At 43.1% G+C, this 13,205-nt stretch carries 10 protein-coding genes and 1 tRNA gene; 4 read left to right on the top strand and 7 right to left on the bottom strand.

Going from position 1 to position 13,205, the window contains the following annotated elements:
* Nucleotides 1-153 precede the first annotated feature (153 nt).
* From BN3283_RS13805 to BN3283_RS13775, 7 genes are all read right to left on the bottom strand, one after another.
* Nucleotides 154-942: a hypothetical protein gene (locus BN3283_RS13805; protein ID WP_059027070.1), complete on the bottom strand. Its 789-nt coding sequence runs from the start codon at nucleotides 940-942 to the stop codon at nucleotides 154-156.
* An 11-nt stretch (nucleotides 943-953) separates the two neighbouring features.
* A complete protein-coding gene (locus tag BN3283_RS13800; protein ID WP_059027068.1) occupies nucleotides 954-1,595 on the bottom strand; it encodes a hypothetical protein in 642 nt (213 codons plus the stop codon).
* On the bottom strand, nucleotides 1,580-3,160 hold the full coding sequence (locus BN3283_RS13795) for a RagB/SusD family nutrient uptake outer membrane protein (RefSeq protein ID WP_059027067.1): 1,581 nt from the start codon (nucleotides 3,158-3,160) through the stop codon (nucleotides 1,580-1,582). Before BN3283_RS13795 ends, BN3283_RS13800 begins: the two co-directional genes overlap by 16 nt.
* A gap of 11 nt (nucleotides 3,161-3,171) precedes the next feature.
* Nucleotides 3,172-6,729 carry a SusC/RagA family TonB-linked outer membrane protein gene (locus BN3283_RS13790; RefSeq protein ID WP_059027065.1) on the bottom strand — a complete coding sequence of 1,186 codons (3,558 nt, stop codon included), beginning with the start codon at nucleotides 6,727-6,729 and terminating at the stop codon, nucleotides 3,172-3,174.
* Nucleotides 6,730-6,816: 87 nt separating this feature from the next.
* A complete protein-coding gene (locus BN3283_RS13785) occupies nucleotides 6,817-7,950 on the bottom strand; it encodes a FecR family protein (protein WP_286137681.1) in 1,134 nt (377 codons plus the stop codon).
* Nucleotides 7,951-8,135: 185 nt separating this feature from the next.
* Entirely contained in the window at nucleotides 8,136-8,654 is a 519-nt protein-coding gene (locus BN3283_RS13780) for a sigma-70 family RNA polymerase sigma factor (RefSeq protein WP_286137680.1), read from the bottom strand.
* A gap of 131 nt (nucleotides 8,655-8,785) precedes the next feature.
* Nucleotides 8,786-8,977 (bottom strand): hypothetical protein, encoded by a 192-nt coding sequence (locus BN3283_RS13775; protein WP_059027059.1) that lies wholly within the window; start codon nucleotides 8,975-8,977, stop codon nucleotides 8,786-8,788.
* A 74-nt stretch (nucleotides 8,978-9,051) separates the two neighbouring features.
* Here BN3283_RS13775 and BN3283_RS13770 point away from each other — a divergent pair, with 74 nt between their 5' ends.
* From BN3283_RS13770 to BN3283_RS13755, 4 genes are all read left to right on the top strand, one after another.
* Complete coding sequence (locus BN3283_RS13770) at nucleotides 9,052-9,699, top strand: FadR/GntR family transcriptional regulator (RefSeq protein WP_059027276.1); 648 nt, start codon at nucleotides 9,052-9,054, stop codon at nucleotides 9,697-9,699.
* 226 nt (nucleotides 9,700-9,925) lie between these two features.
* A complete protein-coding gene (locus tag BN3283_RS13765; RefSeq protein WP_059027275.1) occupies nucleotides 9,926-10,435 on the top strand; it encodes a methylated-DNA--[protein]-cysteine S-methyltransferase in 510 nt (169 codons plus the stop codon).
* Nucleotides 10,436-11,187: 752 nt separating this feature from the next.
* Nucleotides 11,188-11,261 (top strand) — tRNA-Ala (locus tag BN3283_RS13760).
* 397 nt (nucleotides 11,262-11,658) lie between these two features.
* On the top strand, nucleotides 11,659-13,203 hold the full coding sequence (locus BN3283_RS13755) for a hypothetical protein (RefSeq protein ID WP_059027057.1): 1,545 nt from the start codon (nucleotides 11,659-11,661) through the stop codon (nucleotides 13,201-13,203).
* Nucleotides 13,204-13,205 lie beyond the last annotated feature (2 nt).

Here is a 13,205-nt window from a genome sequence, read left to right as displayed (position 1 = left end):
GAATTATAATTAAGAATCATTTTCGAATAAAAACCAGTGTCTGACCTTTGCAGTTGCAAATTAAAAATCAAACCCTAAGCTTTTTTAAGACAAGACAATCCTTCAATCACCCAATCTCTCAATCACAGAATCCTTCCTTCCTTTCAATTGTCCTCAATCCTCTGTCTGATCTCCTTCCTGAATGATAAAGGTAAAAATATCTTTCAGGACAGTTGATTGTCCCTCATTTTCCACTCGAACCGAAACGAAGTAAGTTCCCGGGGGAGCTTGCACGTTCTGATCCACGTACATTCGCCCACCCCCGATAATGGTTAAACTTTTAAGAAAAAGTTCCGCATTGGCCTGATTTTCGTTTTTTACCCCGGCAATAGAATACAGTAACGGTTCAGTTCCGAAAACCGACTCCATCGGCGGTGTCATCCAAGGAATTTTAAACTCTATCATATTCTGGAGTTTCGAAATCCTGTTTTTCAACTCCCTTTCCGAACCGATTCCCATATCGACGGCAAGTTTCCGAATTTTACTATCAAGATTCCAAGCTTTATTATCATAACTATTCTTTTCATCCAAGATGGTCTGTCGTTCCGCATATTTTTCTTCCAGCTGTTGCTCGAGAATCGCACGTTGTACCGGGTCCGTGGTAGCCTCTAAAGCCGCTTCTAACGGATTAAGGACGTAATCGTCGAAATCCCACAATTCATATTTTTTTTCTTCCGCTTTTTGCTTCCAATCGTCCCTTTCATCCATCAAAGGCTTGGCAACAGCGTAAAACTGATCCTGAATCACGATCAACTCCTGAAGTTGATTTTGTATGTTATACAAATACAACGTATCTGTCGGGTAAGCGGCTTTCTCCGTAACCAAATAGCCTATCTCCACATCGTCACAAGCTGTCATCCAGAAGATTCCGACACATATCAATAGATATATTATTTTTTTCATCGTTCCGCATTTTAAAAGTTTCTAAACCTAAAATCATAATTGAGCGAGTGAACCACACCGGTAGTCGTCTGGATATTCGAAGAGGCTATGACCTCGTTCTCCGCTCCTTCCACATTCCGGCTGGCCAAATTCAAAACTACGCCTCCCGCATGCGGAACTCCTTGATAATCGCCCAGAAAAGTCCACAAAAACAACTCCCCGCGAAGCGCCGGACATCTCATCCCATCATATTCTGTAAACGTTGCTCCTCCCCTGTTCAAGCGATTACCGCAAGGCACATCCCCCAGCATCAGGCGCTTGGGTACAATCAACTTTTGTAAAATATCCATGCATTTTCCTTCCGGAATATCGGTTACCCGTTCGTAACCGTTTTCTAACAGATAACGTCGGATACTCAGGCTGGTTAACCCGAAAAAGGTAATATCCTTATACTCCCCTGTTCCGTCGAAAAGAGATTTCAATCCGGCATGCTCGATCATGATAATCGTCGAATCCCAATTGTAACTATCCGTGTGAAAATATTCCCACATCGTGCAATCGTGAACTCCATCCGCCAGTCCACCGTCGATATAACCGTATTTCGTACAGGAAGCAAAGACGACTACCATCACGACCGCTATACTCTTACCTATTGTATTTAATTTTGATGCCATGACCAATAAATATTTTGTTTCATTAATGGATTCTTAAGAAATGAATTTTTTGACACGGGAAGATACAATGCCCCGCTTTTAACGTCATTATCTGTCAAACGCTCGTAAGCCCAAGACAATTCCGCCTGGAAATAACCGTTCCGTACGACATCGTAATATCGTCCGCCCTCCCCGAACAACTCCCGTTCCCGTTCATGGAATATCTCCAAACGAAGTGCTTCCGGAGCGGTCGATTTCGAATAGTTGGGCAATCCGGCCCGGTTACGTACGCGATTCAAATCATTCACGGCGGTCTCCATTCCTAAGCGAGCCCGACACTCCGCCCGAAGTAAAATCAGGTCGGCCAACCTCCAAACCACGCGGTTTCCATCCATAGCCAATAACGGAGCTTCTCCCTCTTCCAGCATTTCCGGATTCACACTCCGGATCTCTTTGTTCCATTTATCTAAAAAAGCGTATTCGGATAGCGTCCATGTCGAATCGATCACGTTTCCCTCTTCATCCCAATCGGAATCCTCCCAAAAACCGATCTCTCCCAACTCATACCAATACTCTTTCCGTCTTTCGTCTCCTCGTTCGGGGTACAAAGTTTTAACCGTCTCGACATAAATTACGGGTTCTTGAGTACCGGATTCAATGTCCTTGGGAGAAGCTTTCATGTAAGGATAATCAAGTAATAACAAACCGGGATAACGGTATTCGAACATCGTACTATAGAATCTTGGCTCATCCCGTTCGTTGATCTCTATACCGAAAATAGTCTCGACACTTGTCCGGCCGGGACCCAATGTATTGTTTTTCATGGAGAGTATATTCGGTTCCAGATCATAAAACCCGGCCTTTCCGTCGATCACGAGTGAAGCGTGCTTCTCGGCCTCCTCCCAATATTTTCGATCCCCGTACAATCCGCCCATCCAAGCGTAGATATTGGCCAAAAGGGTATGAACGGTTCCCAAGCTGGCATATTGTTTGGAGGTCACAGCATTACCGCGAGAATCGGTCAATTGTTCGTGTGGCGGAAGCTGTAAAGCGATGTTCGCACAACGGATTGCCTCTTCCAAAAGTGTCATGGTCGAGCTCTTGCCTCTCGGTTCCATAGATTCCGTACCCGGGGCCAGGGGAGCCTCGCCCCACTTCCGGATCACGTCAAAATACATCAACGCTTTGGCAAAATTAGCCTGGGCAATCCAATAATCGGCCCGTTCTTTCGAAATATGCTTAAACCGGAAACGATTCTCTTCCAACATATCCGTTAAATAGATCGTGGAATACTGACGGCTCCAACTCGCCATATTTCCATCAAAAAACTCCTCAGAAACCAAATTTCTTATATCCTCATAAAAATTTCCATAATCACATATTAATCCGCTTATCTCAAGATTGTTAACAGAAGTCGAAGCAAATATTTTCTTTTCATTCCCGAATATCGAGTTCAACACGTTTTCCAGATCCTGTTCGCTTTTAAAATAATTGATATAGGTTACCGATTTTTCCGATTCGACCGTCAACCAGTCATTACAGGAGAAAAGCGGTAAAAAAAGCAGTATAATACATATATTTTTCATCACTTTTTGTTTTAAAAGTTAATAGTCAAACCGACCGTAAATTTCCGGGGAAGCGGATAAGAACTCAAATTATCCTTACCGCTTGTAATATCAACGATCTCCGGGTCCAGACCGGAATAATTCGTCAGTAAAAACAGGTTTTCCATTGTCAAAAACAAACGCACACCGGACAAACCTGCTTTCTTAGCCAGCTTTTCATGCAGGTTATACCCTAACGTGAGTTGCTTTAAACGGATCATATGTACCTTTTCGATATTACAATCATTCGACCCGAAAAATTGACCTATCAACCCGTTATACATTTGAATCCGGGGAAAATCATGGAATTTGTTATCCGGGCCGGTCCAGGCATCGAAATCCCGAACATCTCCCATAACACAACCTTCCACGTTGGTAGGCTCTACATGCGTTTGCTTATAAGCATTAATGATATGACGACCCAAGGAATAGTTAAAAATAACATTCAAATCGAACTGCTTCCACGTAATCTCGTTGATAAAACCGCCATATGCCGCGGGAAGAGGACTGGCAGCATAATACTGATCAGCATCCGAGATTTTTCCGTCTCCGTTCAGATCGATAATTTTGCGCGATCCGGGAAAAAATACTTTATAATTTCCTCCCCCGGTCAAAGGTTTAGGCATACCATCGGCCTCCAAGTAGTAGCTGGGAACCTCATCCATAGAGTTATAGAATCCGTCGGTTTTGTATACCTTCATCCGGTAGAGAGGTTTCCCCAATACGTTTCCCTGATAATCCCATCCGTCATGACTTTTCTTAAAACGATTCCAATTCCGGGATATATTAAACTTCATCCGCCATTTTACGGCGGTCTCCCTGAAAAAATCGGCTGTTAATTCCACTTCGACACCCGAATTGGATACTCCCAATGCATTTTGCCACTGAAAATCATGGAAATAGATATCTCCAGGAAGCTCTACTCTACTCAACTGCCCTTTCGTGTAACGATAATAGTAATCCGCGGTTAATTTAATACGATAGTCCCAAAAACTAACATCCAACCCGACATCGTATTGATCGGTCTCCTCCCAGGTCAATTTGCGATTGATCACTCCACCTTGTTTATCCGGAAGAACTCCCCCGTTTCCTAAAAACGTATTTCCACTTCCGGTCATCAACCCGTGAGCCAAATAACGCTGACGAAACTTTTGACCGGACTTACCCCAACTGGCCCGAATCTTACCGAAACTCAACCAATACAATCCTTTCATCCAAGGTTCTTCCGAAAAAGCCCATCCCGCGGCAACCGAAGGGAAAGTCGCCCAACGTACCTGTTCGCCGAAAACCGACGATCCGTCGCGACGGATCGTCGTTTCGAACATATACTTCTCTTTAAAATTATAGGTCAAACGTCCGAAATAGCTGTTCATACGCTCCTCTTCAAAATCCGAAGAGTAATGAAAAGCAGATTCAAACATTTTATAGTTACTCCCGGGATCGGCAACATCAACCAAGCCACTATTATCGCCCCACTGTCCCTGAACGTAATGCACGTAATCATTCGGACCTTTGCGAGCGTCTCCTCCATTACTGAATGCTTGATCTTTCTGGAAAGATAAACCTAATAACACTTCAAAATTATGCGTCTGTCTGATCGAGAAAGAGTAGTTTAACAGGTTTTCATTCAACAGTGAAATTGCTCGTCCGACCTCACCCCGAGACATTGACCAGTGATAATGCGTGTCGTAAGTACTCGGTTCAAAATGATTCATATTATTCTGGTTGAAATCGACTCCTCCCGACACGCGCAAGGATAATCCGCGACAAATCTCGTAATCGAGTACCAGGTTATAACGTGCCGCGTACGTATGATTTTTTTCCTGTATACTATTCAACTGATGCAATAGCTCTGTTTCTATGTATGACCCGCCCGGATTAAGCGAAGAGCTATACATCGGATCTACCGATATACCCTCTATCTTATGCCCGGTAGCACCGCCACCAACACTTCGGTCGCTATAGGAGAGAGAAAGCGAATTGTCCAATCTCAAACGTTTTGTCGGACGAGCGGAAACGTTGGTCATCACGTTCACCCGTTGAAAATCGCTGCCGTAAGCAATACCTTCCTCCTTGTAATATCCCGCACCGATCATATACTGAACGGTTTCCGATCCCCCGCTCGCCTGTAGATTGGCATTATACACCTTACCCGTGTGATAAGCATACCGCCACCAATCCGTGGAATTATTGAAAAAAGGATTCAAACTGTCCTGCAAACGCTGATTGTGATTAGCCTCATTACGATTCCCCCAAAACCAGTCGTATACCGGTTGATTCTGACTGGACCCCCTGTATTTCCATGCTTCTTCGTAGGATGTCGGCATTTTCCAATGTCCGTCGGTATCTTTATAAGGAATAATCGTGTTTCGAAGTCCCTTAATATTATACCGACGCTCTAACTGTCCACCGCTGACTACGGGGGTTTTGGGGATCCATGAAGCCGAATAGGAGACATTAGCCGTAAACTTCGCCTGTCCGGACCGTCCCTTTTTCGTGGTAATCAAAATCACCCCGTTTCCGGCACGGGAACCGTAAATCGCCGCAGAAGCCGCGTCTTTCAGCACCTCTACCGAAGCAATCATCGACGGATCGATATTCGACAACATGTTCGTTCCAGTGATCGGGGAAGTAAAGGACTGCATCGGCACCCCGTCGACCACGTACAAGGGAGTTCCATACGAACGGTCATCCCCTTCTCCTTCGGAGAAAAAAGAGTTATATCCGCGGATGGCCACGATTGAACCTCCTCCTCCCGGAGAGCCGGATATATTATTTACTTCGACACCCGCCATATGTCCTTGTAACAGGCTCTCCAAACTATGCGTGGGCAACTCCTTTATATCGTCGGCTTTGATAGAGGAGATCGCACTCACGGAGGTCCGTTTTTTCTGCTGACCGTAAGCAATCACCTGCACTTCGTCCAAGTCGGCCACCTCTTCGATCATTGTAATCCGAAGCGTATCCGGCTTCTCGGTAAACTCTACTTTCCGCGTCTTATAGCCGATAAACGAACACTCTAACGCTCCGCTCTTTACCGGCAAAAGCAACTTAAAAAAACCTTTACTATTCGTCGAGATCCCCAGCGTCGTGTTTACAAGTTTTACCGTTACCCCGATCATGGGGACCCCCTTTTTATCCTTCACGATTCCCACCACCTCATTTTTAACGGGTTGCCTGGATTTACTTAGCGCGGTACCCGCTCTCAAAGAAAGGACGATTGTCTTATCGGAAATGGCATAGGTCCAGATCGTATTCCGTAGACAAGAGTCCAAAACGGTTTCCACCGGTTGATCTTTCATGGAAAGCGTGATATCGGTTACCTCCCGAACCTGATCCCCCACGAAAAGATAACGATAGCCCGTCTGGCGTTTGATCTCCTCCAAAACGGAAACCAAAGAGGCCTTTTTCACGTCGATCGTCACTTTCTGTGCCGAAACCATACCCGAATGCAACGAAATCACCATACCGAAGAGCATAATCATCACCTGTTTAGATGATAAAAATCCCTTAATTCTTCTCCAGAACGGAGAAAGTCGATTTTTTTTCATAAATTTGTGAATTGGGTTAAACAACATATATAGGTGTAACCTATAAAAATCGGGGGATGGTCAGATCTCCCGATTTTTTCGATTACCTCACTCTTTCTTGGATAAAATTTCCACTCGATCTTCCCGATAATTTACCTTCACCTCATTGGTCAACTCCAATACATCGAGAAATTCCCGGATCGATTCGTAACGTTTTAACGAACCGTTCAACGATCTATGGCGCAACACGCTATCCACGACGATCTCCATGTCATACCACCGGGCAAGTTTACGCCCTACCCTTTCCAGAGACTCTCCCTCGAACAGGAATTCTCCCGAACGCCAACCGGTATAAATTTTCGTATTTACCTCCTTTACTTGTAAAATGGAATCCGTTTTCTCAAACACGACCTGCTGACCGGGAGACAACAAAGTTTCTTTACCATCGGCATGGATTCGTACACTTCCCTCTTCCAACGTCACTTCCACGTTCGACTCGTCCGCATAGGCCATAACATTAAAAGCCGTTCCCAAAACCCGGACATCCATATTTCCGGTTTTCACGACAAAGGGAACCTCGGATTTCGTTACTTCAAAGTAAGCCTCCCCCCTCAATTCGACATCCCGTTCGAGCGCATTGAAAGAAACCGGATAGGACAACTCACTCTCGGCATTTAACCACACCTTCGTTCCGTCAGCCAGTTCCACGTAATACTCGCATCCTTTCGGTACGACCAACTTATTTATAACCGGTTCTTCCGTGTCTCGTACCGATGCGCTTCGATAACTCAATTTTCCCCCGGCCCTATTTTCAACCACAACTCCTCGTTGCACGATGGTCAAAGAATCGAACAAATCTATTTTCTTGCTCTCCCCGACAAGCAAATAAGGGGTCTTCCATTTCTCGGCTGTCCATAACTCTCTCTGCTCCCGCTTCTCATTCATCCACAAAACAACAAAAAATCCACAAGCAAGCACAGCAGCCACGTTCACCCCGACCATACTCCATCTTCGTAAACGATTCCTTTTCAGTCGATTCTCTATCCGTACGATTGCCTCCTCCCCATCGATCTCCCGAAAAATTTCCAATCCCTTCCGTAACTCATCCGGAGAAAAACGCCATTCCAACTCTTCCCGCAATCCGGTCTCCTCTTTCAGCTCCTCCCTCCACTTACTCTCTCCGTTCAACAGACCGTGAGCGATTTTCTGTGCCCAACTGTAATATTTTTTCAAGTTTTGCATATTTTGCCATTTTATATACAAAACGATTATATCCCGATAAGTGACTAAAAAAAATTCAATTTTAACATTCAACATTGAATGACAGCACCCGGGGATGGGGTTAAAGTGCTATCCGTCAAAAATGGACGACATGAAAGAAATCTTACAATCGAGAGACTCCGTCATCGAATCTCCGATAACTATTTTCAAATCATACCTCCGAACACGAAAACAAAAAGATGTTGCGGAATATATTTTTTCAGTAATAAAAGCCCCCGTTGCTTTTGAGCCCGGACGGTACTGGGTTCTACATCCAATTTTTCAGCTATCTCGGTACTATTATATCCCGAAAGAGACAAACGCATAACTTTTGCACATTCACAGGGTAATTGATCAATGGCCTTTTTTATGATAGATAAGGTTTCGGACTCGACAAGAGCAGCCCATATCGAATCGCGAGAAGGCTCTCCGCCGGCTAAAAGCAATTCGGCCCGGTGTTTCTCTATCACTTTTTGATGTTTCAGATAATCTAAACAACGATTTCGAACGGTAATATAGAGGAAAGATTTTAACACACCGGATTTTTCAAAAGGAACTCCTTTCTCAAACAACATTACGAAAACATCCTGAACCACATCCTCTCCCGCCTCTCTATCCTTCAACAACCGGTAGGCAAAATAAGCCAATCCCCGGTAATATTGCTCAAAAATCCACACGTAATCCATTGCTCCATTTTTGCCCTTAATACACGCCATCATTAAACTCTTTGGAGCAAATATACAACTTACATTTACAAAAATAAAATATATGACAACTTTACATTTCAATTACTCCACTATTGCGCCCATAAATCAGTCTACAAAAATATAATCCGCACCTCGCTTTCGGCATTCACCCAGAAGCAGTACAACAAGGACTCGTCCCGCCTCGAACGAAATAATCGTTGTTCCTCCGACAACCGGATTCCAAACATATGATTCTTGGTACGGGCGCCGAGAAACAGCATATCCGACCGAATTTCCAGAGCCGACTGAAAAAACAGATTCATCCGATTTGGTTTCTCCGTAAAAAAACGTACCTTTGCAAATCATCTGATGATATGATTAATTTAAGATGCATATAATGGTAGATAAAAAGTCTTTGGCCGACAGGGTTGCCGAAGAAATAAAACAAAAAATCACGGAGGGCACTTATGGACCGGGCGACAAGCTCCCGACCGAACCGGAACTGATGAAAGCGTTCGGCGTGGGGCGGTCGAGCGTGCGGGAAGCGGTGAAATTGCTGGTAAACACGGGAATTATTCGCGTGCGGCAGGGCGCAGGAACTTTCGTCGCCGAACCGTCGGACGACGACCGCCTCGGTATGAGAATAAACGCGGCCGACCGCACGGAGCTCGACGAGGTGAGAAAAATTCTGGATATCGCCATCGTGGAGAAAGCCGTGGCTCGGCGAACCGAAAGGGATATACAACGCATGCGGCTTGCGCTCGAAACAAGAAAAGCGCATGCGGAAAGGGGGGCGCTGGAGGCGTGCATCGAAGCCGACCTGAATTTCCATATCGCCATTGCCGATGCCACCCACAACCGGATATTGGCCGACATCTATCGCTCCGCATCCAGACATCTGCTGTTCGAATTCAACCGCATTTATGAAAGCACGGCGTGTTTCGCCGATTCGCAAGCCTCCCACGAAAAACTGCTGAAACATATCGCTGCCGGCGACCTGAAAAGCGCCCGGCGAACGGCCATAAAAATCGTGGAGGAACCATAAAAAATAGCAAAAATCATGAAAGCGAGTAAGAACAAAGTGGTCGTACTCTTCGAAGTGGCGCCCACCGCAGCAGGTAAAAAACGTTATCTCGAACCGTTCGGCCCGACGGAATGAAGAGGGCAAACTGCTGTCGATGAACGTACGGGAGAGCGAAGAGGCCCCGCGTGCCGGATTCAGACCCTGCAAAATATGCATGAAAGAATATTATGACAATAAAAGGAACGATATGGGAACCATAAAAATTACACGCTATCAATCGCCCGTGGGCGAGATGATGGTCGGCTCTTACGGCGACAAGCTGTGCATCTGCGACTGGGTCGTGGAGAAACGCCGCTCGACAATCGACCGCCGCATACAGCGGCACCTGAACGCGAAGTATGAAGAGGGAACGTCTGAGGTTATCCAACGGACAATCGAAGAACTCGACGAGTATTTCGCCGGACATCGCAAGACATTCGACATTCCTATTGTTTTTACCGGCTCGGAGTTCCAATGCACCGTATGGGAGGAACTGATGAAAATCCCTTACGGTACGACCATCTCCTACGGCGAACTTGCCCGCCGCATCCACAATCCGAAAGCCGTGCGTGCCGTCGCCTCGGCCAATGCCACCAACCCCATCTCCATATTCGTGCCTTGCCACCGGGTCATCGGCAGCAACCACAAGCTGACCGGCTACGGCGGAGGCCTTGATGCCAAACAAGGTTTGCTGGAGATGGAACGCTCATTTCGATAAAAGTACAAATATTTATGACAGAAAACATTGCTGATTTTTATAGGCGAATAGGACCATACGACTCTTATAATGACATTTTTATCGGATAGCCTTCGGCGGTTGGTACAGTTCCTTGTATTAGGCGTTTGCCAAAGCTATTTTTGTTCGGGCTTTCCCGATATACACGAAAACTCTTTCGGGGAGCCTAACACCCAGACTGACATTCGCCGTCGGAAAAGTTATCATACAATCTGTAAGAAGAGGCGGTAAGATTGTCCGATGTAGAGTCGATTATGGAATGGCAAACGGATAGGCAGAATGCTTTTTACTTATCCGAAATTTAGCTTACGCCTACACAGTGCGAAAACTGGTAGCCGACAATAGGGGAAAAGGAAGATTTTACCTTTTATAGCATTGTTACGTCAGGAAAGAATGAAGCTGTTCAGCCGGCCATATTAAGATTGTTTTTCATTGGACTAAATCGGAATTTTTCTCCGTAGCCCCCTATATATCCCAATGAAAAAAGTCAATCTCGGGACGTAGTTTTGGCTATTGAGCCGCACCCGATTTTCCTTCCAGTTGTTTGCTTGAAAAAGGTTTAATTTAGTTTTCTTCTCTTTTATATAGAATGAAAACCGCTTGTCAATACCTGGTAAATTTGTATTAATTATTGTTCGTTGTAGATCAAAACGGGAGCTACGCATTTAAAATAAGAAATTCTTCTCTCCTGAATTTCATATTTCCGGATTTTTATCTATATTTGCAGCGCAAACGGGGAATTAGCTCAGTTGGCTAGAGCGTTTGACTGGCAGTCAAAAGGTCGACGGTTCGATTCCGTTATTCTCCACAGGCACAAGCAACCTCCTGATTAGCAAGAGGTTGTTTTTATTTATAAATCACGGAGCATATTCTGTCACTAAATATCTATGAAACAGACATCTACGACGACACCTCTCGATCGCAAGTTTAGTGAAACCTTGATTGTAAAAACAGAATTAGAGATTTTCCAAATTCTTATAAACAACCTACCGATTATTAATCAAATTTAACTTCCGGTAAAATGTTCTTTAAAAGCTTGCCGCTAAAAATTCATGTGCAACACGAGCGATACAATCCACAATATTAATTTTTGTCACTTTTTAAATTATTAAAATAAATATTTTTTTGTGAAGCATCATACACGTTATATTGCAATCTACATTAATGTTGTTATATTTACATGCGTCGTATAATAATCCGTTGTCATGAAAAAAACATACTTAATCTTGTCCATTCTACTTGTATTACTCCTATTAATACACTCCTGTTATCAAACAGAAGATTTTTCAGAAGTCAACAACATCCAAGACAAACAGGATAGTACCACCCAATATTTGAAAGATTTCTTCACAATAGATCAAGATACTTACAAAGTATTGGTTCAAGATCCGTTTTTCAAAGACATCTGTCAAAAATACGAGCAAACGAGAGATAGAATCTCACGAGATACTACCAATATTAATCAAAAAATACCACAACTGAATGACCTCTTTCCCGATATCGATTCATTAATCAATAGATATGAATGTTACAACCTTTTCAGCTATATGTTATTCCATATAAACAATACTTCACGGTCAAGGACAATCCATTCGTGGGGGACATGTTATTATAATCCAGATGCCTCTGGATCATGGGTTTGCGATACACGTCAAATGTGGAGAAATGCTTGGAGTATTTGCACAGAGAACGAATGTTCTGCTAATCAGTATTTAGAATTTAGATTAGATTTGGATAAATATCGGCAAATGATAAAGTTTTATTTACAACATAGCAACCCTCTATTTAATTATGCTCGTATTTATGAAATTTTTGAGCCCGTATCTCGCGTAGCAGGAGATTATTTCTACGCAATAAATGCAAATTTAGAATTTGTCACACACGAAATAAATACATTCGGATACAATGGAAGTAGCATTTGTCAATACATAGGTGAATTAAAAGAATCATTCATTGACTTTTATAGCTCTCGAGGATGGACAAGATGTACAACAAATATTCTTTTACCTCCTACACAAAATGCAGAAATTGATGGAGGCACAACTAATACACCTATAATAGATATCGATAATTTAAAAGAAAACGATTATATTGATTGCATTTACACTAAAGTCAATAGTAAAAGTGAAACTTTCAAAAAATTGATTGAACATTTTATTGAAGAAAATTCCATCGCTCATTTAAGATGGAAATTAGAAGGAATGCCCCAAAATATTAATGGAGAATTAATATCAGAAATGAATCATTACTGGTTTACTATAATACTCAATGAAATCAATTTAATGAACAGTCCACCTTTAATGGTCGCAAAAACAATTATTCATGAGGCTATTCATGCTAAAATATATGCTCAATTACTATCCCTAAAATCACACAATCCAGGATCTATATCAGACAAAGACTTTATAGAGTTAGGGAAAGCATTGGATAATCAAAGTTTCCCAACTTTATGTTATTTTTACAAAAAATATTATTATAACGCTACAGCTCATCATCAATATATGTCAGAATACTTCGTTGATATTATTGCAAAAGCTTTACATGAAATAGATCCCAACACAAATATATCTACTTGTAGATCCATTGCTTGGCAAGGATTAACACATTTCCAAGATTTAAAAGACAATAAATTAGTCTTAGTAGAATCAGAAGGATGGAAAAAAATCTCAAAAGAAAAGAGAGAGACTCTAAATGAGCTATATTTGAATTATTTGGAAAATGCCAAAAGAATATGTACACAAGAACATTAATT

The sequence above is a fragment of the Gabonibacter massiliensis genome, assembly GCA_001487125.1.
GTDB classification, from domain to species: Bacteria; Bacteroidota; Bacteroidia; order Bacteroidales; family Marinifilaceae; genus Gabonibacter; species Gabonibacter massiliensis.
The sequence above is the reverse complement of the archived record's forward strand: the minus strand, read 5'-3'. Positions and strand labels throughout refer to the sequence as shown.

Coding starts and splice junctions, on each gene's coding strand:
- BN3283_RS13805 (WP_059027070.1), bottom strand. CDS start 942: ATGAAAAAAATAATATATCTATTGATATGTGTCGGAATCTTCTGGATG.
- BN3283_RS13800 (WP_059027068.1), bottom strand. CDS start 1,595: ATGGCATCAAAATTAAATACAATAGGTAAGAGTATAGCGGTCGTGATG.
- BN3283_RS13795 (WP_059027067.1), bottom strand. CDS start 3,160: ATGAAAAATATATGTATTATACTGCTTTTTTTACCGCTTTTCTCCTGT.
- BN3283_RS13790 (WP_059027065.1), bottom strand. CDS start 6,729: ATGAAAAAAAATCGACTTTCTCCGTTCTGGAGAAGAATTAAGGGATTT.
- BN3283_RS13785 (WP_286137681.1), bottom strand. CDS start 7,950: ATGCAAAACTTGAAAAAATATTACAGTTGGGCACAGAAAATCGCTCAC.
- BN3283_RS13780 (WP_286137680.1), bottom strand. CDS start 8,654: ATGGATTACGTGTGGATTTTTGAGCAATATTACCGGGGATTGGCTTAT.
- BN3283_RS13775 (WP_059027059.1), bottom strand. CDS start 8,977: ATGAATCTGTTTTTTCAGTCGGCTCTGGAAATTCGGTCGGATATGCTG.
- BN3283_RS13770 (WP_059027276.1), top strand. CDS start 9,052: ATGGTAGATAAAAAGTCTTTGGCCGACAGGGTTGCCGAAGAAATAAAA.
- BN3283_RS13765 (WP_059027275.1), top strand. CDS start 9,926: ATGGGAACCATAAAAATTACACGCTATCAATCGCCCGTGGGCGAGATG.
- BN3283_RS13755 (WP_059027057.1), top strand. CDS start 11,659: ATGAAAAAAACATACTTAATCTTGTCCATTCTACTTGTATTACTCCTA.